The sequence below is a fragment of the Achromobacter agilis genome (assembly GCF_900496965.1).
In the GTDB taxonomy this organism is placed as follows: Bacteria; Pseudomonadota; Gammaproteobacteria; order Burkholderiales; family Burkholderiaceae_B; genus Achromobacter; species Achromobacter agilis.
Map to the genome: position 1 here is coordinate 41293 of NZ_UFQB01000020.1, position 25385 is coordinate 66677.

Here is a 25385-nt window from a genome sequence, read left to right on the forward strand (position 1 = left end):
CGATCTCCTCAAATTTAACGCGCCTCGGCCGATGGCGGCCGACGGTGGATATGTACGGGTTGAGGGGTGTTGGGCGCCGCCTGGCCTTGCGTGCTGCAGCCGTCGAAGGCCGCCGGTTCCGCCCAGCTGATGTCCAGCGGCTCTTCCTCCGCCACGGCTCCGGCGCTGGCGCCGGCTGGCACGAGCTGCTTCACGCCGGCGAGTTCCAGCACCGCCGCGATCACGGAAAAATAATCGCTGTCGCGTTGCCGCAAGGTCTGCGCGATGGCCTGCAGGATGTGCGCGAATTCCCCGATGAAGGCGCAGGCTTCCTGCCGCGGCTGGGTGGACGCGAATTCCAGCAGCACGGGCAGGTAGTCCGGCAATTCGGAGGGGTCGAGCAGCAGGCCGGCCTGCTCGTAGGTCTTGACCAGGTCCACCATGGCCGGGCCCCGGTCGCGGGAATCGCCGTGCACGTGCTCGAACAGGTAGAGCGAGGTTCCGCGGCCACGGTCGAACAGATCCACATAGACGGCCTCCGCGCGCATGCCGCCGGCCAGCAGCCGGTCTGCCAGCGCCGCGAGCTCGGCGCGGCGCGCCTTGCCCAATGCCGGGTCGGCTTCCAACGTGGAGCGCACCTCGGGCAAGGGATTGCGCATTGCGGCGTCGGGGTAACGCAGCAAATGGGCCAGGGCGCGCAAAGGAAGGGAAATTCCGTGCTTCATGACGCGCTCCTCACAGGGTGACCTTGAGCGGGATGGTCCGCTTCTTCTCGCTGCCGAACAGACTGGTCTCGGTCACGCCCTCGCTGCAGCCGTTGCCGAACGAAAAGCCGCAGCCGCCGCGCACGTTGAACGCGTTTTCAGCGTATTCGCGATGCGTGGTCGGGATGACGAAGCGATCTTCGTAGTTGGCGATGGCCATGATGTGATACATGTCCTCGACCTCGGCGATGCTCAGGTTCGTCTGCTCCAGCACCGCGTTGTTGACCTCGCCATCGACGTGCTTGCTGCGATGGTAGGCGCGCATGGCCAGCATGCGTTCCAGTGCGCGGACCACGGGCTGGGTGTCGCCGGCCGTCAGCAGGTTGGCCAGGTACTTGACCGGAATGCGCAGCTGGTTGACGTCGGGCAGCACGCCGTTGACGGTGCCCACATGGCCAGCCTGCGCGGCGGCGGTGATCGGCGACAGTGGCGGCACGTACCATACCATCGGCAGCGTGCGGTATTCGGGGTGCAGCGGCAGCGCCACTTTCCAGTCCACGGCCATCTTGTAGACGGGGCTGTTGCGGGCCGCGACCAGCCAGGCGTCGGGAACGCCGTCCGCGCGGGCCTGGGCGATGACGGCCGGGTCGTTGGGATCCAGGAAGATATCGAGCTGCGCCTGATACAGGTCTTTGTCCTTTTCCACGCTGGCGGCCTGCTCGATGCGATCGGCGTCATACAGCAGCACGCCCAGGTAACGTATGCGTCCGACACAGGTCTCCGAACAAACCGTGGGCTGGCCGGCCTCGATGCGCGGATAGCAGAAGATGCACTTCTCGGCCTTTCCGCTCTTCCAGTTGTAGTAGATCTTCTTGTAGGGACAGCCCGACACGCACATGCGCCATCCGCGGCACTTGTCCTGGTCGATGAGCACGATGCCGTCCTCTTCGCGCTTGTAGATGGAACCGCTGGGACAGCTCGCCACGCATGCCGGGTTCAGGCAGTGCTCGCACAGCCGCGGCAGGTACATCATGAAGGTGTTTTCATACTGCCCGTAGATTTCCTTCTGGACGTCGTCGAAGTTCTTGTCCCTGGAGCGCTTGCTGAATTCGCCGCCGAGGATTTCTTCCCAGTTCGGTCCCCATTCGATCTTGTCCATGCGCTGGCCCGTGATCAGGCTGCGCGGCCGCGCGGTGGGCGCGTGCTTCATCTCGGGCGCCGACTGCAGGTGGTCGTAGTCGAAGGTGAAGGGTTCGTAGTAGTCGTCGATCTCCGGCATGTTGGGGTTGGCGAAGATTTTCATCAGCAACTGCCACTTGCCGCCCTGGCGCGGCACGATGGAGCCGTTCGCCTTGCGTATCCATCCGCCGTTCCAGCGGTCCTGGTTCTCCCATTCCTTGGGGTAGCCGATGCCGGGCTTGGTTTCCACATTGTTGAACCAGGCGTATTCGACGCCGGGACGGCTCGTCCAGACGTTCTTGCACGTCACACTACAGGTGTGGCAGCCGATGCACTTGTCCAGGTTCAACACCATGCCTATTTGCGCGCGCACCTTCATGTGTGGTCCTCCGAGGAGATGTCTTGGGCGCACAGGCAAGCCCGCGCCGTGGCGGGTTTCCGTGCCTGTGCCGAATACGGTTCATAGCGGGCGGTCATTGCCATTTCGCGGATCCCGTTGCGTGCGTTCAAGGGTTTTCGCCTTGCGCCTGGTAGGCCGCGGCAAGATGCTCGCCACGGGGCGTGTCCAGCCAGTCCACTTTGTCCATCTTGCGCACCACCACGAACTCGTCCCGGTTGGTGCCGATGGTTCCGTAATAGTTGAACCCGTAGCTGTATTGGGCGTAGCCGCCGATCATGTGCGTGGGCTTGAGGACGACCCGCGTGACGGAGTTGTGGATGCCGCCGCGCACGCCCGTGATCTCGCTTCCCGGCGTGTTGATGATTTTTTCCTGCGCGTGGTACATCATCACCATGCCCGGCTTGACGCGCTGGCTCACCACCGCGCGCACGGCGACGGCGCCGTTCACGTTGTACATCTCCATCCAGTCGTTATCGACAATGCCGGCGCGTCTGGCGTCCTCTTCGCTGATCCAGGCCACGGGGCCGCCGCGATTGAGCGTCAGCATCAACAGGTTGTCGGTGTAGGTGCTGTGTATGCCCCATTTCTGGTGCGGCGTGATGAAGTTGAGCTGTATCTCCGGATTGCCGTTGGGCCGGATGCCATGCATGGCCGTCGTCGTCTTCGTGTCGATCGGCGGGCGGTAGCTGGAAAAGCCTTCGCCGAAGGCGATCATCCACGGGTGGTCCTGGTAGAACTGCTGGCGGCCGGTCAGCGTGCGCCAGGGAATCAGCTCGTGCACGTTGGTGTAGCCGGCGTTGTAGCTGACGGTCTCGCTTTCGATGCCGCTCCATGTCGGCGAACTGATGATCTTGCGCGGTTGCGCCTGGATGTCCCGGTAGCGGATCTTCTCGTCTTCGCGATACAGCGCCAGATGCCGGTGTTCGCGCCCGGTTATCTTGGAGAGCGCATCCCAGGCTTTAACGGCCACATGTCCGTTGGTTTCCGGCGCCAGGTGAAGAATGACTTCGCATGCGTCGATGTCGCTGACGATGCGCGGGCGGCCTTGTGTGATTCCGGTTTCGGGGGTTATGCCATTGAGCTGGCCAAGCTGCTCCACCTCGGTGCCGGTTTTCCAGGCGATGCCCTTGCCGCCGTTGCCGACCTGGTCCATCAAGGGACCCAGCGCCGTGTACTGCTTGTAGATGTTGGGATAGTCCCGATTCACCACGGTTACCTGTGGCGCCGTCTTGCCGGGGATAAGGTCGCATTCCCCCTTCTTCCATTCCGCGACGCCGTAAGGCTGCGCCAGCTCGGCCGGCGTGTCGTGCATGAGCGGGGTCAGGACCGTATCGCGTTCCACGCCCAGGTGGCCCACGCAGAGCTCGCTGAAGGTCTTGGCGAAGCCCTTGTAGATCTCCCAGTCGGAGCGCGATTCCCAGACTGGGTCCACCGCCGCGGAAAGCGGGTGTATGAATGGGTGCATGTCGCTGGTGTTGAGGTCGTTCTTTTCGTACCAGCTTGCCGTGGGCAGAACGATGTCCGAATACAGACAGGTCGTGCTCATGCGGAAATCCAGCGTGACCAGCAGGTCGAGCTTGCCTTGCGGCGCCTGCTCGTGCCACTTCACTTCGGACGGCTTGGCGTCGTCGGCGCCCAGGTCCTGGCCCTGCACGCCGTTGTTGGTGCCCAGCAGGTGCTTGCAGAAGTACTCGTGCCCCTTGCCGCTGGAGCCGAGCAGATTGCTGCGCCATACGAACAGGTTGCGCGGCCAATTCTCCGGGGCATCGGGGTCCTCGCAGCTCATCGATAACGTGCCGTTCTGGATCGATTGGGCCACAAAGTCGCGCGGGGAAAGGCCCGCGGCGTCGGCCATGCCGGCGATTTTCAAAGGGTTCGTGCCGAGCTGCGGCGCGCTGGGCAGCCAGCCCATGCGTTCGGCGCGCACGTTGTAATCGATCATGCTACCGCCGTACTGGCCAGGGTCGGCCAGCGGGCTGACGATCTCCTCGATGCCCAGCTTCTCGTAGCGCCACTGGTCCGTGTGCGCGTAGAAGAAGCTGGTGGAGTTCTGCTGGCGCGGGGGCCGCGCCCAGTCCAGCGCGAAGGCCAGGGCCGTCCAGCCGGTCTGCGGCCGCAGCTTTTCCTGGCCCACATAGTGCGACCATCCGCCGCCGCTCTTGCCGATACAGCCGCAAAGCATCAGCAGGTTGATGACGCCGCGGTAGTTCATGTCGCAGTGATACCAGTGGTTCATCCCCGCGCCGATGATGACCATGGAGCGGCCTTGCGTCTTGTCGGCATTGGAGGCGAACTCGCGCGCGACCGTGACGATCTGCTGGCGCGGCACGCCCGTTATCTGCTCGGCCCAGGCCGGGGTATAGGGCGCGTTGTCGTCGTAGCTCGTCGCGCCGCTGCCCAGGCCGCGGTCGATGCCGTACTGCGCGGCCTGCAGATCGAAGACGGAGGCCACCAGCGAATCCCCGCCCTCGCCGCTTGCAGCCAGGCGCAGGCGGACCGCCGGCACGCGGGTGCAATTCACGTCGCCTTGCTGCGCATTGCTCGGAAAATGGGGCGTTTCGATGCCGCCGAAATACGGAAAGCCTACATCGACGACGTCGTGTGTATGCTGGCCGTCCTCCAGGAGGGACAGCTTGAGCCGGACCTCGGCGCCGTCCTTGGCGTTCCTGTTTTCCAGATTCCATTTGCCGGTGTCGCTTCGGCCCTCCGCGCCCCAGCGGAAACCGATGGAGCCATGCGGCACAACGGCGCGGCCTTCGGCATCGAAAGCAATGGTTTTCCATTCCGGGTTGTTGTCCTGGCCCAGGCTCGCGTCGAAGTCGCTGGCGCGCAGGTAGCGGTCGGGAACGTGCACGGTGCGGCCGTCGGCCAGGCGATGCTCCTTGAGCAGCACCAGCATGGGCAGGTCGGTGTAGCGGCGCGCGTAGTTGTCGAAGTACTCGCTGCGTTGGTCGAAATAGAATTCCTTGAAGGCGACATGGCCCATGGCCATCGCCAGCGCGGCGTCCGTTCCCTGCTTGGGATGCAGCCAGGTGTCGGCGAGCTTGGCGACTTCGCTGTAATCCGGCGAGATGGCGACCGTCTTCGTGCCCTTGTAGCGCACCTCGGTGAAAAAGTGCGCGTCGGGCGTGCGCGTCTGGGGCACGTTGGATCCCCAGGCAATGATGTAGCTGGAGTTGTACCAGTCGGCCGACTCGGGAACGTCGGTCTGTTCGCCCCAGACCTGCGGGCTGGACGGCGGCAGGTCGCAGTACCAGTCATAGAAGCTCATGCACACGCCGCCGATCAGGCTCAGGTAGCGGCTGCCGGCGGCGTAGCTGACCATGCTCATCGCGGGGATCGGAGAAAAGCCGATGATGCGGTCGGGGCCGTGCTGCTTGATGGTGTAGATATTGGCGGCGGCGATCAGCTGGTTGACTTCATCCCAATGGCTGCGCACGAAGCCGCCCATGCCGCGCTCGCCCTGGTAATCCTTTCTGGCCGCATCGTCTTCGGCGATCAGGGCCCAGGCATCCACGGGTGTCTTTGCCGTTTTCAGCGCGGCGCGCCAGCGCTTGAGCAGCCTGCCGCGCACCATCGGATACTTGACGCGATTCGCGCTATACAGGTACCAGGAATAGCTCGCGCCGCGCGCGCAGCCGCGCGGCTCGTGGTTCGGCATGTCCCAGCGGGTGCGTGGGTAGTCGGTCTGCTGGGTTTCCCAGGTAACGATGCCGCCCTTGACGTAGATTTTCCAGGAACAGGAGCCCGTACAGTTCACGCCGTGCGTGCTGCGCACGATTTTGTCGTGTGCCCAGCGCAGCCGGTATGCATCTTCCCAGGTGCGGTCTTCGACGGTGGTGCGGCCGTGGCCATCCGCAAAGCTCTCCTTGGGCAGTCGGAAATGAACGAGGCGATCGAGGAAGTGGCTCATAGTGACTCTTTCTCAGCAAGGCATGGCCGCGTTGCGGCGGGCATAGCACCACCAGGTGATAGCGGCGCACACTAGATAGAAAATCGCGAAGATCCACAGTGCGGCTTCGGGCCCCCCGGTGGAGGCGATCGAGCTGCCGTAGCTCTTGGGGATGAAGAAGCCGCCGTAGGCGCCCAGCGCGCCGGCAAATCCCACCGCGGCGGCGCCTCGCACGTTGCCTTCCTTGAGCGCCGCGGCCTGCGATGGCGGGTCGGACGCCGCGTTGCGCATGGCCAGCTGATTGAAGATGATCGGGATCATGCGGAAGGTCGAGCCGTTGCCGATGCCGGTGGTGACGAACAGCACCAGGAACATCAGGAAGAAGCCGGCAAAACTGCCTTCCTGCGGGCCGAAGGGCAGCGTCAGCGATCCGGTTCCCTTGGGCAGGAACCACAATACGCCGATCACGCCGACCGTCATGATCAGGAAATTCCAGAATGTGACGACGCCGCCGCCGATCTTGTCGGCCAGCCAGCCGCCGAACGGGCGGATCGCGGCCCCGACCAGCGGGCCCAGCCAGGCGTAGGCCAATGGGTTCACCGACGGGAACAGGCCCTTGACCAGCAGCGGGAATCCGGCGGCGAAGCCGATGAACGAGCCGAACGTGCCCAGATACAGCAGGCACATGATCCAGTTGTGCCGTTGCCCGAAAATGGCGGCCTGGGCGGCTACCGACGCCTTCGCGTCCGCGACGTCGTTCATCGCGAAATAGGCCACCACCGCCGTCAGGGCGATCCAGGGCACCCAGATAAAGGCGGCGTTCTGCATCCAGACTTTGGTTTGCACGCCGCCTTGCGTGACGATCTGGGGCTCGCCGCCGAATATGCCCAGCACGCCGACCGTGACGACGATGGGGCTGAGGAATTGCACTACCGAGACGCCCAGATTGCCCAGGCCGGCATTGACGCCCAGTGCGGAACCTTTGCGGTCATTGGGAAAGAAATAGCTGATGTTGGCCATGCTCGAGCTGAAATTGCCTCCCCCCAGGCCGCAAAGCAGGGCCAGGATCAGCATGGTCGGATAGGGCGTGGTCGGATCCTGCACGGCGACGCCGATGCCGATCGCGGGGATGAGCAGGCTGGCGGTGGAAATCGCCGTCCAGCGCCGTCCGCCTACCAATGGCACCATGAACGAATAGAAAATCCGCAATGTGGCGCCGGATAATGCGGGCGCAGCGGCCAGCCAGAATAATTGGTTGGTCGAATACTCGAATCCGATTCCGGGCAGGCTCACCGCCACCACGCTCCAGACCTGCCAGACCGCAAAGGCCAGAAACAGGGCGGGAACCGAAATCCAGAGATTGATTTTTGCGATGGCCTCGCCTTCCCTGGCCCAGAAAGCCTTGTCCTCGGGCGTCCAGATTTTCAGGGTTTTGCCTGGACGGGCCATATTGCGCGGATGGGTGTCGTTCATGTCTAGCCTTTGCGTGAAGCTGCATTCGCGGTCGAACCCCGATCACGTCGGCGTTTCGCACCCCGGCCCTGGTACGTCCGGATCAGAAGACCCGGGCGACCCGGTAAACACCCATGGCCATGCTCCGGAGGCCGCGCGGAAACCGGCGCGGAGACACGGACAGGACGGGTGTCGCCGTCAATAAACGGAATTTGGTGGTATTCGGGCCCGATGGCTGTTGCAGCGGGGCGCCGATGAAGCCAAACATCATCCACACCTCGGAACACACTGGGAAGGCCAGCATGCGGACGGCCAGGATTATCCGGGCGCCGGAGGGAATATTGTTTGACTGGATTTGATCAGGCATAGGCGAACAAAAAGAGATGCTGTTGACGTCATCACAAATGTCGCGCGCCGATAGCGGCGGCCTTTCCATTGAACAAATGGCGCGGCGCCTTTTCGTATTGTTTCGCAAAGGCTGCCATTTGTTGCTAGCACCATATGGTCGTTATATGAACGAGATATGGCTATTCCATTAAATTAATGAATATCGATCTATTCATAGGGTTTGCTTATTCGTCCTGGCCAACGGAGCGAGACGTTCCGCCATGAAGTCGATGAATAGCTTCGCCCGGATGGGCAGGTTGCGGCCGAACCCGTGCATCACCTGCACCGGCACCGGCATAAGCGGCAAGTGCGGCAGCACGCAGCGCAATTTTCCGGAATCGAGTTCGTCCTGCACGGTCGTCATCAGGATTTGCGCGATGCCCAGCCCATTGACCGCGGCGATTTTCATTGCCTGGCCGCTGTCTGCGTCGAACATGCCTTCGATCGGCAAGCGCGTGCCGTCAGCCAGCAGGATCGGCAATACCTGGCCGTCGAGCCGATACCGCACGTGGCGGTGCGCGCCAAGCTCGGCGGCCGTCTGAGGCTCGCCGTGCCGGGCCAGATATTGCGGGGACGCGACCAACACCAACGGCAGGTCGATGAGCGCCCGGGCGTGCAGCCCGCTGTCCGCGACCTTGCCGACTCTCAATGCCAGGTCGAAACCCTCCTGGATCAGATCGACATACCGGTCGCTGAGGCTGACATCGAGCGCCAGGGCAGGATGGCGCGGCATGAGCTGCGAGGTGATGGGGTCTAGCAGCTGGCGCCCAAGATCCACAGGCAGGCTCACCCGCAGCTTCCCGGCCGCCGTGGTGGGCGCCTTCAGCGCTTCGTCCGCCTCTTCCAGGCCGCGTACCAGCGGCGCGATGCGCTCGTAATAGGCCTGTCCGTCGCCGGTCAGGACAAAAGCGCGGGTGGATCGCTGGAACAGCCTGACGCCCAGCCGCCGTTCCAGCCTTGCAATGCTCTTGGAGACGGCGGATGGCGTGGTGCCCAGCAGCCGGGCGGCGCCGGTAAACGATCCCGCCTCGACCGACCGCACGAATACGGACAGGCCATGTAAATGTTCGACCGTCATTGATGACTATTTGGAACAAATAATAGGTTTATTGTAGGACTGGCACGCCATTCGGGTCCAAATTAAATTGCTGCTATCCAACACTGCGGGTGCGCGAAAGGAGAGCGGCAAATGAACAGACTTATGGACAAAGTAGCGGTCATTACCGGCGGCAACAGCGGTATCGGCTTTGCGACGGCGAAGCTATTCGTCGAGGAGGGGGCGCGCGTGGCGATCGTCGGGCGCCGCCGCGAGGCCGTCGACGCCGCCGTGGCGGAACTGGGCCCCCGGGCTTTGGGCATCACCGGCGACCTGGCCGACCTGGCGACACACGATCGCGTCGCATCGCTCGTGGCCGAGCGTTTCGGCGGCGCGGATATCTATGCGGCCAACGCTGGCGTCAACACGATCACGCCTTCGAGCGCGGTCGGGGTCGAGGAGTACGACGCCCAGTTCGACACCAATACCCGCGCGGTCTTCTTCGGCGTCCAGAAGATGGCGCCGCTGCTGCGCAACGGCGGTGCGATTCTGTTGACCAGCTCGATCGCGAGCGGCAAGGTCCTGGAAGGACACGCGGTCTATGCTGGCACGAAGGCGGCGATCGAGGCCTTTGCGCGCAGCTGGGCGCTCGAATTCAAGGATCGCGGCATCAGGGTGAACGTCATCAGTCCCGGCCCGGTCGATACGCCGATTCTCTCGAAGCTGGGCATCACCGCCGTCGACCGGCCGGCCTTCGAAACGGGCATGGCCGGCGCCATTCCGCTCGGCCGCCTGGGCCGCCCGGAAGAGCTGGCGCGCGCTGCGCTGTTCCTGGCGAGCGACGAAGGCAGCTTCATTACCGGCGTGGCGCTGAATGTCGACGGCGGCATTTCGCTGGCCTGACGGGGAATCGCCGCCGCGCGCCGGCCGGTTGCGGCCCATCAGGCCGGCGTTGCGGCAGCCCTGTCGAAGTCTGCCTCACGAATCAGGCTCAAGGTATTCAGGAACAGATCCAGGCTCAGGATGCCGAGGCCGATCGTGGACAGCACGATGTTGCCGGACGCATCCTTGATGACGACCTTCTCCGTCCAGGTGTTCAGGTCGACGCTGCGCAAGCTGGACAGGGGGATCTTGTGCCCCTGCACTTCAAGCGCGTCCCGGGTCAGGACGATGGGCAGGGTGGATATGTTCAGGAACTTCCCGCTGACACGCTTGCGCCAGACCTGTCCGGTGCTGATGTAGTTGAACGTGACGGCCCCCCCGGATGCCAGGGTCTCGAGAATGGCGGGCTGGCGCTCGTTCAGATACCGTTCGCGGACGAGCTGCTGGAAATCCATGAAGCCCCACAGGTGCTCGCTGATCCAGCGAAACGGCTCGCTCGCATTGCGGCGATAGGCCAGATTGGTTGCCATGCCGCTAAGAATGGTCTGCCCGGAACTGAACAGGTAGAGGTCTTCGATCTCGGTGTAGGGCGTGTATGCGGTCTGGTTGCCGATGATCTGGGCAATGCCTTTCTCATAAACGTCGTAGCTTGCCCGGCGCAGCTTTTTCTGCCACGCGGCCGCCCAGAACGCGCCGAGTCCGAAGCAGAGCAAGAGGCCGAAGGTGCCGTAGAAAAGCGCCGGATTCATCTTGGGTGCGATGGTGCTCAGATACATCACGAATCCCGCCATGCCCAGGCATACGAATCCCAATATCACAAGAAAATAGACAAAGACCTTGCCATGACGAAAGGTCTTGATCAGTTCGCCTGCGGAGAATGACTGAGAGTGCTGCATAGCAAGTATGACTTCCTGTTGAAAAGCGGATTGCGCCAATGCCCGGACGAACGAAGGGCGACTCGATAAGTCGCCCTTCGGTATGCAACGGGGAACTGGCCCGCCCGGATTGTAAAGGAGCGGGCATCTGCCCGCCGCGCCGCTCTCATTCCAGGTCGGGATGGCGATCCGCCAGTCGCTGGCGGCGCTGCCGCAATGCCTCCAGCTTTTCTTCCAGTTCCGCGATTTCGGCCTCCACATCGAGCACGCTCTGCTCGATATGTTCATGGGCTTGCTGCAGCAGGGCGTGCGCTTCGCGCCGGTTCGAGGCGGTTGGGGTGTCGCCCCGCAGCGGGCGGTTCGCGGTCTCGGGCAGGAAGAAGGACGTGACGATGCCGATCACCGACGCCGCCATCAGGTAGTAGGCGGGCATCATCAGGTTGCCGCTTTCCTCGACCAGCCAGGCGGCCACGGTTGGCGTCAGGCCTGCGGCGATGATCGCCACGTTGAAGGAACTGGCCAGCGCGCTGTACCGGATCCGGGTCGGAAACAGCGCGGGCAGCGTCGATGCCATGACGCCGGTCAGGCAGTTCAGGAACACGGCGATGAACAGCAGCCCCAGGAAAATCAGGCCGGTGTTGTCGCTGCCCACGAACTTGAAAGCCGGTAGCGCGATCACCAGCAGGCCGATGCTGCCGACCCGCAGGAAGGGCTTGCGGCCGATCTTGTCGCTGAAGAAACCGACGACCGGCTGCACGAAGAGCATGCCGATCATGACCACCACGATGATGAGCACGCCGTGCTCCTCGGAATAGCCGAGGCTGCTCGACAGGTAGGTAGGCATGTAGGTCAGCAGCATGTAGTAGGTGATGTTCGTCACCAGCACCATGCCGATGCAGACGAGCAGCGCCTTGCGGTACTTGGAGAAGATCTCCCGGAAGGAGACGGTGGGCCGTTCCTGCACGGCGTCGCGGTCCTCCTGCTCCATTTTTTCCAGCTGCTGCGTGAACGCGGGGGTTTCCTCGGCGGCGTGGCGCAGGTATAGGCCGAGCAGCCCGAGGGGGCCGGCGACGAAGAAAGGCGCCCGCCAGCCCCATTCCAGGAAGGCCCGCTCTCCGAGCGTCGCCTGCAGCAGCACGACCAGGCCCGCGCCCAGCACGAAACCGGCGATGGAGCCGAAATCCAGCCAGCTGCCGAGGAAGCCGCGGCGGCGGTCGGGCGCGTATTCGGCCACGAACACGGCGGCTCCCGTATATTCGCCGCCTACCGAAAAGCCCTGGGCGAGCTTGCACAGCAGTAGCAGGATCGGCGCCCACAGGCCGATGGACGCGTAGGAGGGAATCAAGCCGATGCAGAAGGTGCTGATCGCCATGATGATGATGGTCAGCGAAAGCACCTTCTGGCGGCCGAAGCGGTCGCCCATCACGCCGAAGAAGACGCCGCCCAGCGGACGCACCAGAAAGGGCACCGAGAAAGTGCCCAGCGCGGCGATGGTTTGAACGGCGGGCGAAGCGTCTGGAAAGAACACCTTGCCCAGCGCGAAGGCAACGAAGCCGTAGACGCCGAAGTCGAACCACTCCATCGCATTGCCGAGCGCGGCGGCCGTTACGGCCTTCTTGAGCTTGGTGTTGTCGATGACGGTGATGTCGCCGATCTCCAACGGCCGGACCTGCTGTGACGCTGGGGATATCTCTGCCATGAGTCAGCCTCCCATTGTGTGCAAGGTGTGCCGCGGCGCTCGCGGCGCGCTGCAATGCAAAAATTCTACTCTGCCGGCGGATTTCGGGAATTACTGACTATCAATTCGTCATATCCGAATTGTTCCGCGAGCCACGCTGCTCTAGACTGGATTCGTACATTTGCCGCTTGCCGCCGGCCGTCGCGCGCGGGGCGCGCGGCGATGGCGGGAGGCCCCTGATGAGCCAGGTCGAGACCTTTGCCACCCTGCCGATGTGGGTGGGCTTCGTCGGGTTCGTGCTGGTCGTGCTGGCGCTGGATCTCTATGTGCTGGGCGGCAGGCACGCGCACCGCGTTTCGTCGCGGGAAGCGCTTTTCTGGGTGCTTGCCTGGATGGCCCTCGCCATGCTGTTCGGCGCCTTGCTGTGGTGGTACCTGGACGCCACGCTGGGCCGCGCCGTGGCGCATCGGAAGGCGCTGGAGTTCTTCACCGGGTACCTGATCGAACTGTCCCTGTCGGTGGACAATATGTTCGTGTTCTCGCTGATCTTCGGGTACTTCGCCGTGCCGCTCGAACTGCAGCGCCGCGTGCTGCTGTATGGCGTGCTCGGCGCCATCGTGATGCGGGTTTCCATGATTCTCGCAGGCGTGTGGCTGCTGTCCCAGTTCTCTTGGCTGTTCTACGTGCTGGGCGCGCTCCTGGTCGTGACCGGGGCCAGGATGCTGGCCAAGGCGGACCACGAACCCGACATCGCCCGCAACCCGCTGGTCCGGTTCCTGCGGTCGTCCATGCGGATCACCAAGGACTATCACGGGGAGTCGTTCTTCGTGCGCATCGGCGGGCTGCGGTACGCCACGCCGATGTTCGTGGTGCTGCTGATGATCGAGGCCAGCGACGCGGTTTTCGCGGTGGACAGCATTCCCGCGATCTTCGCGGTGACCACCGACCCCTTCCTGGTGTTCACCTCCAATATCTTTGCCATCATGGGCCTGCGGGCGATGTACTTCCTGCTGGCCGACATGCGGGCGCGCTTTCGCTATCTCAAGCACGGCCTGGCCGCCGTGCTCATCATCATCGGCGGCAAGATGCTGGCCGAGCCATGGTTCCACGTGCCCGTACAGTGGTCGCTCGGGGCAGTTGGCCTTATCCTGTTGGCGTCCGTGGGCGCCAGCCTGATCCTGCCCGGACGGACTGCGGCAACTGCCGCGCGCCCCAAGGCCAAAGCGTCAAAAACCGGAGATTCGCCATGAACACGATCATTTTTGCCACCGATGGGTCGAGCTACAGCGATGCCGCAGCGCGCTACCTGGTCGGAAGTTCCCTGCTCAACCGGGATTTCATCGTGCACGTGGTGCACTGCGAGCCCGACGTGACCGGCGAGGTGCAGGCTTTCATCGGCAAAGCGGGCATCGATGCCTGGCATCACGAAGAAAGCGGCAAGGCGATGAAGTCGGCGGTCGACATCCTGACCGAAGGCGGCGTGGCGTTCGAATGCCATGAGCTGACGGGCCATGCGGCCGAGAAAATCATCGAATACGCGGGCAAGGTCGACGCCGCGGCGATCGTGATGGGTTCGCACCACCGGGGGCAGTTCGTCGACGCCGTATTGAGGTCGGTGTGCGGGCGGATCGTCGCGAACGCGCCCTGCCCGGTCCTGCTGATCTAGGGCCGCGCCATGCCGGAGACGGGCTGTGCGCGCGCCAGTTCCGGTGGCCGGCCTCGGCCTGGCGGGTTGCATTGCAGGGCGCGGCGCGGGCCTCGCCCTGCCTGGAGTGGTATCTTCTTCCCATTTTCCAGCAATCCGCTTCGCCTCATGTCCGACGTCCGCATTCCCGCCGATCCCCCGCCGCCCGCCGCTGGCGACGGCAGCCCCAGGCCTTTTTTCCTTGATTCCGGCACGAAGCGGACCCTGCATTTCACCGAGAAGGAAATCCAGAGCAGCATGTCCCTGCTCAATCCCGATGCACTCGACCTCGAGTACACGCGGATGATGATGGGCTTCGTGCTGTTCAATCCCGCGCCGGAACGCATTCTGATGGTCGGCCTGGGAGGCGGGTCGCTGCCCAAGTTCTGCCACCGCTACCTGGCGCGCACCGAGATCGAGGTGATCGAGATCGATCCCGGCGTCATCGCCCTGCGCGACGCGTTCATGGTGCCGGCGGACGACGCCCGGTTGCGGGTGATCCAGGCCGACGCCGCCGAATACCTGCGCGATGCCGAAGATCACGCCGACGTGATCTTCCTGGATGGCTTTGGCGTGGGCGGCATTCCCGACGCCCTGTGTTCGGCGGACTTCTACGCCGACTGCTTTCATGCCCTGCGCGATGACGGCATCCTGGTGATCAACTTCCACGTGAACCACCCGAACCATCACGAATACATGGACCGGGTGCGCGCGTCGTTCGGGCCGTCGATGTTCGAAGTGGTGGACGACGACATGACCAACAGCATCGTATTCGCCTGCAAGGGCGACCTGCTGGATGATCCGGACGCCACCACGCTTACGCGGCCGGCCGCCATCTCCAAGGATGCCTGGCGCCAGTTGATGCCGACCCTGCGCGTCATCGGCGCGACCCTGGTGCTCCGGTAGCGCAAGAGCGGGCCGCCCGGCCTGGCGGGTTGGCGATGGCCTCAAGCGCAGTCCGGTTCAGCGCTTGATGAACGCGATGACGTGCTGCTGGGTGCCTTTGTCGTTGTCGAAGCCGCCGTGCGTGCTGGAGGCGACGGGGGGCAGCCCCCCGCCCGACGGCTGGCTGCCGGTCGGCGAAACGTGCACGGCGTCGCAGGGGATGCCGGCATCGCGGAAATACCGTTCCATGCCGAGCAGCGGCGTGGTGGTGCCGCCTTCGAAGGACTCGCTGACCAGGTAGAGCAGCGAGCGGCGGTACGGGCCGCAGGTGGGGTCGTCTTCCTCGGCACGGTCCGACAGGTGGAACTGCTGGTAGCGCTTCACCCTGGTTTTCAGGTTCGGCACGACCAGCCTGCGGAACGTGTCCATCGTAACCGCCGGTGCCATGAGGCTCAGCGATTCGAGTTCGCCGCCATCGGCCGCAAGCCGTTGCACGAAGTGGCTGGCGACGATCGCGCCCGCCGAATGGCCCACGATGTGCAGGCGGACGCGGCCCTGGCTGACCTGCGATTTGAAATGCTTGTACAGCATGACCATGGCGGCCTCTTCCTGGACGCTGCCCTTGGGATTCGGTTCGCTCATGGCCTGGGCATTCTGCTTCATCTCGCCCCAGACGACCGTGCCGGGCCGCGCCAGCCAGCGTTCCAGGCGTTGGTTCCACCAACGCTCCAGCCGCTCGCCGAGGCCGCCCGTGGTCCTGGGCACGCTGTTGGCGGCGTCCTGGATAATGTTCTTCACCGTGGTGATGAAGTCGGTCTCCCACATCAGGAAAACCGGGAAGATCTGTTTTTCGTAAAGCAGGGGGATCCATTGCGCTGCTGCCTGGGCCGCATCTTCTTCCCCCACCAGCCCGCCGTGCGCGTAGACGCACACGTCCATCGGCTTTTCCTTCAAGCTCCATTTCTCGCGCGCGGCGTTCATGTGCACGTCCACGATGGCGCGAAGGTCGTCGGGGGTTGTCCTGAAGGTGCCGCTGTTGCTGAGCTTCCCGTTGTTGCCGATGTTGACGATGAATGGAGAGATTTCGCGGTTGCGCAAGACCGTGCCGGCGGCAAGCGTGACCTTCTTCCCGTCCGTGCGCAGGCTGATGCTGTTGGAGATTTTTTCGTGTTCGTGGGTGACAACGCCCAACTGGACCACCCAGCAGTCCATGGCGTTGCGCATCCAGTCGTCGTAGGTCAGCACGGCCATGCCGTGCGTGCCCCACTCCTCGCCCCACGAATTCTGGATCAGGAAGCCGTCCTGGGTGTATCCCACGATGACGAAGGCGTGGCCGTCCATCGCGGATTCCTGGTCATTGGCAGGGATGATCCAGAATGGCTGGGCCACAGGCGTGGCGGGCGCGGTGCGGGGCGTGATGCCGTGGCCGGCGTCCCATCCGGAATGGCATCCGGCGCTGGCATAGAGGATGCCGACCTCGTTGAGCGCCGCGTGCATTTCGACAATGCTGCGCGTATCGACGCGGTAGTAGGCCCCCAGCGGCCGCTTGACCGCGTCCAGCCACCAGTCGTCGGCGGTTTCGCTGGCGGCCGCGGGCATCTCCAATTCCGGAAACAGGGCCTGGGCGCAGGCACCGTGCTTGAACCAGCCCTTGAGCGCGCCGCGCAAGCTCGATCCGTTGTCGTCGACCGAGCCGGGGAATTCGTCGTAGCGCCTGGCCATGGAGTACAGCATGAACGGCGAGATGGCCGGACGCGGCTCGCGCTCGGAGCGGCGCAATAGATATTCGACGATGGTCGACAGGGCGAATCCGGTGCACGCGGAGGTTTCCCCCTGGTGCTTTACCGTAAGCCCCATGGCCGGAATCATTTCCGTCTTGGGCGTGACCGAGATATTGGGATGGAACGCGATGTCGCGGGCATCGAAGGCGTCGGGCTTCGCCGAGCGGCGGAAAGGCAGTTCCGGCGGGAGCTTGCGAGGCTTGCGCGGGCGCGGCGTCTTGCGCGCGGAGGCCTTTGCGGCCGGCTTTTTCTGGGCAGCGCGCCCCGCTTGCTTCCTGGCAGCCATGGCGGCCTCCCTTGTTGTCGGCCTGGTTCTGAGGTCTGTGTTAACGGCAAGACCACATGGCGGCGCGGTGCCGCGCGGCCGTAGCAGGGATATATAGGCGGAGCCTGGCGGGCCTGCCAGTATCCGAAAGGATGGCTCCGTAAATCTATACCCGTACTTTTAGACTGCCTGCAACACCGCCGGCTGCCGGGATCGTCAGGCGATGGGCCATTTCGGCAGCCTGGCCTTGCGGTACGGCAGGCTGCGCCAATCCGGGCTGGCCGAGCCGGGGGCGGCCACGTACAGCACCGCCTTGGCCAGCGGTGCGTACATGGCATGGAAGTGGTGCGCGGACTTCACCACGATCAGGCGCTGCGCGGTCAGGTCGCAGCCCAACTGGGTGAACAGATCCGTATGGTAGGCCTGGGTGCGCAAGGAGACGAGCGCGACCAGGATGCCGTCCACGTCGACCAGCGCGCAGTCGCCCAACGCGATGCGGGTGTTGGAGTTGCCGGTCATGAACATCCCGGCGCGGGTCGACACGACGCGGCAGCGGGCATCCACGGGATTGCCGGACAGGGAGCCGACCTTGCCGCCGATGCGCAAGTCCAGCACCGCGCCGGGGCCAGCGTCGAACGCGATGCGCGCCGCGACAGGGTCCCACATGGGGCCGATGGCCGCGCCGCGGATGCCGCGCTCGCGCATGCGGGCCAGCAGATAGGTGGAGTCGCCCGCGGCACCGCTGCCGGGGTTGTCGGAGCGGTCGGCCAGGACGATAGGGCCGTCGCCGAACGCCAGCGCTTCGTCGAGCGCCTCGTCCACGCCGCGATACGGCACCATGAGCTCTTCGCGCATGGCGATGAGTTCGTCGGCCAGCTGCCGGGCCAGCGCCTGCGCGCGGCCGGCGTCGCCGTCGGCATAGACGAGCACCTTGGTGCCCATCTCCGGCACGTCGCCCGTGGCGAAGCCCTGCGCCACGGAGATCGACAGAATGCCGCCGCGGCCTTCCAGCGCCTTGATGCGGCTGACGAAGCCGCGCGCGGGTTCGCGCGTGGTGTGCATGGGCACGATCATCTCGCAGTCCACCAGCGCCGGCACGGGATGCTGCTCGCCCAGATAGGCCGCATGGCTCAGTTCCACCACATCCTGCGCCCGTTCCAGAACGTCGGTGTGGGGATACTCCTTGAACAGCACCAGCACGGTGGCCTGCTCCACCATCAACGGGGAGAGGTGCGCATGCGGATCCAGTTCCGCGCCGACCACGACGTCCGGCCCCACGATCTCGCGCACGCGGCGCAGGATGTCGCCTTCGCAATCATCGTAGCCGTCGGCCACCATTGCGCCGTGCAGCCCTAGCAGCACCATATCCACCGGCATCGCCGCGCGCAGGTCCGCCAGCAGTTCGTCGCGCAGCGTTTCGTAGGCCGCGCGCGTCGTCGTGCCTCCCGGCTGCGCGGAGGCCACCAGGCCCTCGATGAGCGTCCATCCCTTCTCCTGGGCGCGCTGGCGCGCGACCCATAGCGGCCCCGCATAGAACGTCATATGGTCGGGGTGTGTGCCGCCGGGCAGGTACTCGCGCGATTTGAACGCGGCAAGCCCGGTGGGCAGGGGCGAGAACGTGTTGGTTTCCGTGGCGAGGGCGCCGGTGAAGACACGCATGGGACGACTCCAGGGCGCGGCGCGCCGGTCAGGGTTGGAAGGGAGCGGGGTCGATAGGCGGCCGCAGGCCGCTCAGTTGCGCCGTCAGCAGGGCGGCGCTGCCGCAGGCCAGGGTGAAGCCCAGGGCGCCCTGGCCGATGTTGAGCCACAGATTGCCGGCGGCGCGGCTTCTGCCGATCAGCGGCTTGCTGGTCGGCGTGGCGGGACGCACGCCCGCCCAGGCTTGCGCCTGCGACAGGTCCAGACGCGGAAAGGCCTCGGACACCTGGCGCCGCAGCGTGGCCATCCGGGACGCGTCGATCTCTTCCGGCGGGGCGCCGATGTCCACCATGGCGGCGATGCGCAACACGTCGCCCAGCCGGGCGTAAACGATACGGCGTTCGTAGTCGGTGACGCTGATGGCGGGGACGCCGGCGCTGTCGGCCGCGAGCGGAACGCTCAGGCTGTAGCCCTTGAGCGGATAGAGTGGCACGCGCTGGCCGAGGGCCGCAAGCAGCGGGCGGCTGCCGATTCCGGAGGCCACGACGAACGCATCGGCCTGCAGGTCGCCCTCGGACGTCTGCGCGGCCACGATGCGCCCGCGTTCGCGCCGCAGGCGTTGTACACGAGTGTTCATATGCACGGCGACGTTGGACGCGCGCTGCAGGCGCTGGAAGAGCGCGTCGGTGAAGCGGTGGCAGTCGCCCGCCTCTTCGCCCGGCGTGAAAACGGCGCCCGCGATCTTCCCGCCCAGGCCGGCCAGCGCGGGTTCCGCGGCAATCGCTTCGTTGGAAGACAGCACGCGCTGTTGCGCGCCATGCGCGGCTTGATAGCGCACCAGCGCGGCGGCCTTTTCCAGCAGGGCGGCGCTGCGGTACACGATAAGCTTGCCGGTGCGCGTCAGCCCGAAATCCATCGGCGCTTCATCCAGCATGGCGTGGAGGGTGTCGCGGCTGAGATAGGACAGCGACAGCAGCTGCGCCGTGGACGCGCGCGCGACCGACGCGCGGCAGGCGCTCAGAAAACCCGCCAGCCATCGCCATTGCGCCGGATCGCAGCGATAGCGCAGGCGCAGCGGCGAGTCCCGCCGGAACAGCCAACGCGGCATTTCGGCCAAGGTGCCCGGGCCGGCGAGCGGCGCGACGTAGCTATAGCTGAGCTGGCCGCCGTTGGCGAAGCTGCTGCCCAATGCGGGGCCGGCCCGCTCGTCGACCAGCGCAACCTCGTGCCCTGCCCGCGCCAGCAGGTGCGCCGTGGTGACGCCGACCACGCCTGCTCCAATTACGCATACCCGCATGACTTGCCCCGTAGGTCCAGAACAGGCCACGATTCTGGGCCGACCTTCGGGGCCCGGCAAATTCCAAATCATGGACTATCCATAACCTTGCGGCATGTGCGCGGCGCGTTTCCGCCGTCCTATCGTTTTCCCTTAAAAAAGCCCGTTTCATGCGCCTTTTGCGGCAATTTCACCCGAAAAATCGCACGCCATAACCTTGGGTTATCCATACGCGCACGTTAGCTATTTGTGCCGCGCTTGTGTGCCGCCGATGATCCGCGTTACGGAACGCAGTGCCGCTTTCCATGTAGCGGTAATGACGGATATCCGGTCCATACAAGGGGAAGAATATGTCGTCGTACTGGAACGCCGCGCGTGCCGCGGCGCTTGCTCCAGCTTGTCCGGGAGCGCGGCCATGAAGATCTTCAGCGCCGGCCTGGGCACGGAAACCAACACCTTCGCACCCATGCCCACCAGTCTCGCCGCCTTCCGGGAGCGGGACTACTACCCGGCGGGCAAGCATCCGGATTCGGTGACTTTCGCGGGCGCGCCGCTGTACGTGGCGCGACTGCGCGGCCGCGAAGCGGGCTGGACGCTGGCCGAAGGCCTTGTCACTTCGGCCCAGCCTGGCGGCACGACGACGCGCGCGGCCTACGAAACGCTGCGCGACGAACTGCTGGGGGACCTGCGCGCGGCGATGCCGGTGGACATGGTGCTGCTGGGCCTGCATGGCGCGATGGTGGCCGACGGCTACGACGATTGCGAAGGCGACATCCTGCGCCGCGTGCGCGAGATCGTGGGGCCGGATGTCGTGGTGGGCGCGGAACTGGATCCGCATGCGCACCTCTCCCCGTTGATGGTGGAGCAGGCCACCGTGCTGGTGCTGTTCAAGGAATATCCCCACACCGACATCCGCGAGCGCGCGGAGGATTTGCTGGCGCTGTGCCTGGATGCGCAGGCGGGCCGTAGCCGGCCTGTGGCGGCGCTGGTGGACTGCGAGATGATCGTACCCATGCACACCACGCGCGAACCCGCGCGCGGCTTCGTCAGCCGCATCAAGGCGCTGGAAGGCCGCGACGGCATTCTGTCGGTGTCGGCGGCGCAGGGCTTCGCCACGGGCGACGTGCCGGAGATGGGCACCAAGGTGCTCGTCTACGCCGACGGCGACGCCGGCCGCGCGCAGGCGCTGGCCCGGCAGCTGGCCGACGAACTCATCGCCATGCGCGAACAGCTCATGGTGCCGTACCGCAGCGTAGACCAGGCCCTGGACGAGGCGCTGGCGTTCGGCGAAGGTCCTGTGGTGCTGGCCGACAGGCCGGACAACCCCGGCAGCGGGGCGCCGGGCGACGCGACTTTCGTGCTGCGCCGCATGCTGGAGCGCGGCGTGACGAACGCCGCGCTCGGCCCCATGTGGGATCCGGTGGCGGCGCGTATCGCATTCGACGCGGGTCCCGGCGCGGTGCTGGACCTGCGCATCGGCGGCAAGGTCGGCCCGTTGTCCGGCGATCCGGTCGACCTGCGCTGCACGGTCAAGGCCATTAAGGCGGAAATGGTGATGACAGGCCTGTCGGGCGCACCCGCGCCGATGGGGGATTGCGCCCTGGTCGAAGCCCAGGGCATCGAGATCGCGCTGACTTCGGTGCGCAACCAGGCCATCAACATAGATCTCTTCACGCAGTTGGGCTGCGATCTGGCCGCCAAGCGGATCGTGGCGGTCAAGTCCGCCCAGCACTTCCATGCCTCGTTCTCGAAGGTCGCCCGCCACATCATCTATGTCGGCGGAAAGGGCGTCGCGACGCCCGATTGGAAGACGCTGACTTATCGCAACATCCGGCTGCCCAAGTGGCCGCTCTGAGACCCTGCCGGCGCATGCGCGCCGGCGAATCCACCATCAAGATGGGAGCCTAGCGCGATGAAGAAACGCCTGTTTTGCCTGTTCTCGACGGCCACGCTCGGCCTGGCCTTCACCTTTGGCGCCGTGCCCGCGCACGCGCAAGCCAAGACCCTGCGGATCGTGCCGCATGCCGACCTGAAGGTGCTGGATCCGACCTTCACGACCGCCTACATCACGCGCAACTTCGGCTACATGGTGTACGACACGCTGTTCGCGATGGACTCGAACAGCAAGCCGCAGCCGCAGATGGTCGAGAAGTACGAGGCCAGCGACGACAAGAAGACCTGGACCTTCACGCTGCTGCCCGGCCTGAAATTCAGCGACGGCCAGCCGCTGACGACGGCCGACGTGATCGCGTCGCTGGAGCGTTGGTCCGCCCGCGACAATATCGGCCAGGCGATCACGCGCGCCGGCGGCAAGTGGGAGGCGCTGGACGACAGCCGCTTCAAGCTGACGCTGGCGCAGCCCTTCGATCTGGTGCTCGATGGCCTGGCGAAGGTGTCGAGCTATCCGGCGTTCATCCTGCCCAAGCGGCTGGCTTCCCAGCCCGCCAATCGCCCGCTGACCGAGGTCATGGGCTCGGGCCCCTATGTCTTCAAGCGCGACGAATGGGTGCCCGGCAGCAAGATCGTGTTCGAACAGAACGCGAACTACATCGGCCCCAAGGCGCAAGCCGATGGCCTGGCGGGCAACAAGACGCCGCACATTCCTCGCGTGGAGTGGCGCGTGCTGCCGGACTCCAATAGCGCCACGGCCGCGCTGACCAATGGCGAAGTCGACATGATCGAGCAGGCGCCGGCCGACTATATCGACGCCTTGCGCGGGAACAAGAACGTCAAGATCGGCGTGATGGAGCGTGCCCAGGGCTACATCATCCTCAACCAGTCCATGCCGCCTTTCGACAACCCGAAGGCGCGACAGGCCGTCGCGCACCTGGTCGACCAGGACAAGTTCACCGCGGCCATGGGCTATCCCGACGACCTGCGCATGAAGTACTGCGCCACGGTCTTCATCTGCGGCGGGCCCAACGACACGGCCGCCGGCGCGGCGCCCTATGCCAAGGCCGATCCGGCGCTGGCAAAGAAGATGCTGGCCGAGGCTGGATACAAGGGTGAGAAGGTCGTGATCCTGCTGCCCACCGACCTGGCCTATCTGAATTCCGCCACGCTGGTCGCCATCCAGACACTGCAGGATATCGGCGTCAATCTCGACATCCAGTCCATGGACTGGGCGACGCTGACCGCCCGCCGCGCCCGCAAGGAGCCCATCGACAAGGGCGGCTGGAACATCTTCCTGTCGGCCGCTTCCGAGTTCAACGTCGACTCGCCCATCAGCAACACCTATCTGGGCGCGGTGTGCGGCAATAGCCTGCCGGGCTGGCCGTGCGACAAGAAGCTGGACGAGCTGCGCGCCCAATGGATCGCGGCCACCAGCTCGGACGAGCGCAAGAAGGTCCTCGACCTGTTCCAGGAGCGCGCCTATGAAGCCTTCCCCGTGATCTCGGTGGGACAGTATTCGCGGGCATTCGCCTCGCACAATAGCCTGAAGAACGCGGACAAGATCTGGAGCCTGCCGAACGTCTGGGTGCTGGACAAGTAATCCGCCGCCGGCCTTATCGATACGCGAGACAACTATGGGTTACATCATTCGGCGGGTGCTCGCCATCGTGCCTGTCATGGCGGTGGTGGCGGTGATCGTCTTCCTGTTGATCCACCTGTCGCCCGGAGACCCGGCGGCGCTGATCGCCGGGGATTTCGCTTCCGCGGACGACATCGCCAAGCTGCGCGTGGCGCTGGGCCTGGACGATCCACTGTGGCGGCAGTTCGGGCTGTGGGCCGGCAAGTTGCTGCAGGGCGACCTCGGCACGTCCATCTTCACCCAAGTGCCGGTGACGCAACTGCTGGCGCAGCGCGTCGAGCCCACGTTGTCGATTGCCGCGCTCACGATGCTGGTGTCGATCCTGGTGGCGGTGCCGCTGGGCGTGCTGGCCGCCTATCGGGCCGGCACCTGGATCGACCGCCTGGTCATGCTGTTCGCGGTCCTGGCGTTTTCTGTGCCGGTGTTCCTGGTCGGCTACCTGCTCATCTACGGCTTCGCCATCAAGCTGCAATGGCTGCCGGTGCAGGGCTACGTCAGCCTGTCCGAGGGCGTCGGCCCCTGGCTGCGCAACCTGACCCTGCCCTGCATCAACCTGGCGCTGGTGTACATCGCGCTGATCACGCGCATGACGCGCGCCACGGTGGTGGAAGTGCTGCACGAGGACTACATCCGCACGGCGCGCGCCAAGGGCCTGGCGGTGCTGCCCGTGCTCGAACATGCGCTGCGCAACGCCGCCATCCCCATCGCCACCACGGTGGGCGTCGGCATTGCACTTTTGATCGGCGGCGTGGTCGTGACCGAGACGGTATTCGCCATCCCCGGCATCGGCCGGCTGGTCATCGATGCGGTCCAGCACCACGACTATCCGGTGATCCAGAGCGTGCTGCTGCTATCGGCCGGCACTTACGTGCTGATCAATCTGCTGATCGACCTCAGCTACCGGCTGTTCGATCCGCGTATCCGCTACTGAGCCGCCGCAGGGAACCATCATGTCCGAAAGCTCGATTTCCACCAACGCGTCCGGCGCGCCCATCGTGCTGCACGAGGCGCTGAGCGCCAGCGGCCGCCGCTGGCGCTGGATGCGCAAGCACCCCACCCTTATCCTCGGTCTGTTGCTGCTGTTGATCGTGGCGGGCCTGGCGATCGCCGCGCCCTGGATCGCCACGCACAACCCCATCAGCATCAACCCCCTGCAGCGCATGAAGCCGCCATCGGCCGAGCATTACTTCGGCACGGACGCGCTGGGCCGCGACGTGTTCAGCCGCGTGGTCTGGGGCGGCCGCGTGTCTCTCGTGGTCGCCATCGTGGTGGCGCTGATCGCCACGGCGATGGGCGTGGTGCTCGGCCTGATGGCGGGTTTCGTGCGCTGGGCCGACGCGATCATCATGCGCATCATGGACGGCATGATGGCCATCCCCGACATCCTGCTGGCGATCGCCCTGATGGCCGTGATCCGCGCCAGCCTGACCACGGTGATCATCGCCATCGCGATTCCGCAGGTGCCGCGCGTGGTGCGGCTGGTGCGTTCCCTGGCGCTGACGCTGCGCGAGCAGCTGTACGTCGAGGCTGCCCATGCCGTGGGCACGCGCCTGCCCGTGATCCTGCGCCGTCACGTGCTGCCCAACATGGTCACGCCGCTGGTGGTGCAGGCTACCTTCATCGCGGCCACCGCCGTGCTGACCGAGGCCGTGCTGTCGTTCCTGGGCGTCGGCGTGCCGGCCCAGGTGCCCAGCTGGGGCAACATGATGGCCGACGCCCGCAACTACGTGGCGGTGGCGTTCTACACCATCCTGTATCCCGGCATCCTGCTAGCCATCACCGTGCTGGCGATCAACCTAATGGGCGATGGCCTGCGCGATGCGCTCGACCCCCGCCTGACCAATCAACGCTAGGACCTGC

At 65.0% G+C, this 25385-nt stretch carries 18 protein-coding genes; 8 read left to right on the forward strand and 10 right to left on the reverse strand.

Translation table 11 applies throughout. The annotated features are described in order from the left end of the window. Nucleotides 1-14: 14 nt before the first annotated feature. The 5 genes from narJ to AGI3411_RS21190 form a co-directional block, all read right to left on the reverse strand. Nucleotides 15-704, reverse strand: a complete 690-nt coding sequence (gene narJ, locus AGI3411_RS21170; RefSeq protein WP_129529299.1) for a nitrate reductase molybdenum cofactor assembly chaperone — start codon at nucleotides 702-704, stop codon at nucleotides 15-17. 10 nt (nucleotides 705-714) lie between these two features. Next, nucleotides 715-2241 (reverse strand): nitrate reductase subunit beta, encoded by a 1527-nt coding sequence (narH, locus tag AGI3411_RS21175; protein ID WP_129529300.1) that lies wholly within the window; start codon nucleotides 2239-2241, stop codon nucleotides 715-717. A gap of 127 nt (nucleotides 2242-2368) precedes the next feature. After that, complete coding sequence (locus AGI3411_RS21180) at nucleotides 2369-6175, reverse strand: nitrate reductase subunit alpha (RefSeq protein ID WP_129529301.1); 3807 nt, start codon at nucleotides 6173-6175, stop codon at nucleotides 2369-2371. A gap of 12 nt (nucleotides 6176-6187) precedes the next feature. Continuing rightward, complete coding sequence (locus tag AGI3411_RS21185; RefSeq protein ID WP_129529302.1) at nucleotides 6188-7627, reverse strand: MFS transporter; 1440 nt, start codon at nucleotides 7625-7627, stop codon at nucleotides 6188-6190. 538 nt (nucleotides 7628-8165) lie between these two features. Further along, on the reverse strand, nucleotides 8166-9071 hold the full coding sequence (locus AGI3411_RS21190; RefSeq protein ID WP_129529303.1) for a LysR family transcriptional regulator: 906 nt from the start codon (nucleotides 9069-9071) through the stop codon (nucleotides 8166-8168). Nucleotides 9072-9182: 111 nt separating this feature from the next. Here AGI3411_RS21190 and AGI3411_RS21195 point away from each other — a divergent pair, with 111 nt between their 5' ends. Further along, a complete protein-coding gene (locus AGI3411_RS21195; RefSeq protein ID WP_129529304.1) occupies nucleotides 9183-9932 on the forward strand; it encodes an SDR family NAD(P)-dependent oxidoreductase in 750 nt (249 codons plus the stop codon). A 38-nt stretch (nucleotides 9933-9970) separates the two neighbouring features. Here AGI3411_RS21195 and AGI3411_RS21200 read toward each other — a convergent pair whose 3' ends face one another. After that, nucleotides 9971-10807: a hypothetical protein gene (locus AGI3411_RS21200; protein ID WP_129529305.1), complete on the reverse strand. Its 837-nt coding sequence runs from the start codon at nucleotides 10805-10807 to the stop codon at nucleotides 9971-9973. Nucleotides 10808-10952: 145 nt separating this feature from the next. After that, a complete protein-coding gene (gene proP / locus AGI3411_RS21205) occupies nucleotides 10953-12485 on the reverse strand; it encodes a glycine betaine/L-proline transporter ProP (RefSeq protein WP_129529306.1) in 1533 nt (510 codons plus the stop codon). Between the two features lie 218 nt (nucleotides 12486-12703). Between proP and AGI3411_RS21210 the strand changes: the two genes are divergently transcribed. The 3 genes from AGI3411_RS21210 (at nucleotide 12704) to AGI3411_RS21220 (ending at nucleotide 15054) form a co-directional block, all read left to right on the forward strand. Continuing rightward, complete coding sequence (locus AGI3411_RS21210; protein ID WP_129529307.1) at nucleotides 12704-13714, forward strand: TerC family protein; 1011 nt, start codon at nucleotides 12704-12706, stop codon at nucleotides 13712-13714. Then, nucleotides 13711-14130 (forward strand): universal stress protein, encoded by a 420-nt coding sequence (locus AGI3411_RS21215; protein ID WP_129529308.1) that lies wholly within the window; start codon nucleotides 13711-13713, stop codon nucleotides 14128-14130. Before AGI3411_RS21210 ends, AGI3411_RS21215 begins: the two co-directional genes overlap by 4 nt. Before the next feature lie 147 nt (nucleotides 14131-14277). After that, nucleotides 14278-15054: a fused MFS/spermidine synthase gene (locus tag AGI3411_RS21220; protein WP_129529309.1), complete on the forward strand. Its 777-nt coding sequence runs from the start codon at nucleotides 14278-14280 to the stop codon at nucleotides 15052-15054. Nucleotides 15055-15111: 57 nt separating this feature from the next. Here the strand turns inward: AGI3411_RS21220 and AGI3411_RS21225 are convergent, their stop codons facing one another. From AGI3411_RS21225 to AGI3411_RS21235, 3 genes are all read right to left on the reverse strand, one after another. Next, the gene (locus AGI3411_RS21225) at nucleotides 15112-17100 is read right to left on the reverse strand and encodes a hypothetical protein (protein WP_129529310.1); all 1989 of its coding nucleotides are present in this window, start codon (nucleotides 17098-17100) and stop codon (nucleotides 15112-15114) included. A gap of 195 nt (nucleotides 17101-17295) precedes the next feature. Beyond that, on the reverse strand, nucleotides 17296-18738 hold the full coding sequence (locus AGI3411_RS21230; RefSeq protein WP_129529311.1) for a M81 family metallopeptidase: 1443 nt from the start codon (nucleotides 18736-18738) through the stop codon (nucleotides 17296-17298). A 28-nt stretch (nucleotides 18739-18766) separates the two neighbouring features. Then, nucleotides 18767-20014, reverse strand: coding sequence for a D-amino acid dehydrogenase (locus AGI3411_RS21235; RefSeq protein WP_129529312.1), 1248 nt, complete (start codon nucleotides 20012-20014; stop codon nucleotides 18767-18769). Between the two features lie 394 nt (nucleotides 20015-20408). On the opposite strand from AGI3411_RS21235, the gene AGI3411_RS21240 reads away from it, so the two are divergent. The 4 genes from AGI3411_RS21240 to AGI3411_RS21255 are packed head-to-tail and all read left to right on the forward strand — an operon-like array spanning nucleotide 20409 to nucleotide 25378. Then, nucleotides 20409-21848 (forward strand): M81 family metallopeptidase, encoded by a 1440-nt coding sequence (locus AGI3411_RS21240; protein WP_129529313.1) that lies wholly within the window; start codon nucleotides 20409-20411, stop codon nucleotides 21846-21848. A gap of 57 nt (nucleotides 21849-21905) precedes the next feature. Beyond that, nucleotides 21906-23486, forward strand: coding sequence for an ABC transporter substrate-binding protein (locus AGI3411_RS21245; protein WP_129529314.1), 1581 nt, complete (start codon nucleotides 21906-21908; stop codon nucleotides 23484-23486). 34 nt (nucleotides 23487-23520) lie between these two features. Beyond that, complete coding sequence (locus AGI3411_RS21250) at nucleotides 23521-24456, forward strand: ABC transporter permease (protein ID WP_129529315.1); 936 nt, start codon at nucleotides 23521-23523, stop codon at nucleotides 24454-24456. Between the two features lie 19 nt (nucleotides 24457-24475). Beyond that, a complete protein-coding gene (locus AGI3411_RS21255) occupies nucleotides 24476-25378 on the forward strand; it encodes an ABC transporter permease (RefSeq protein ID WP_043541965.1) in 903 nt (300 codons plus the stop codon). Nucleotides 25379-25385 lie beyond the last annotated feature (7 nt).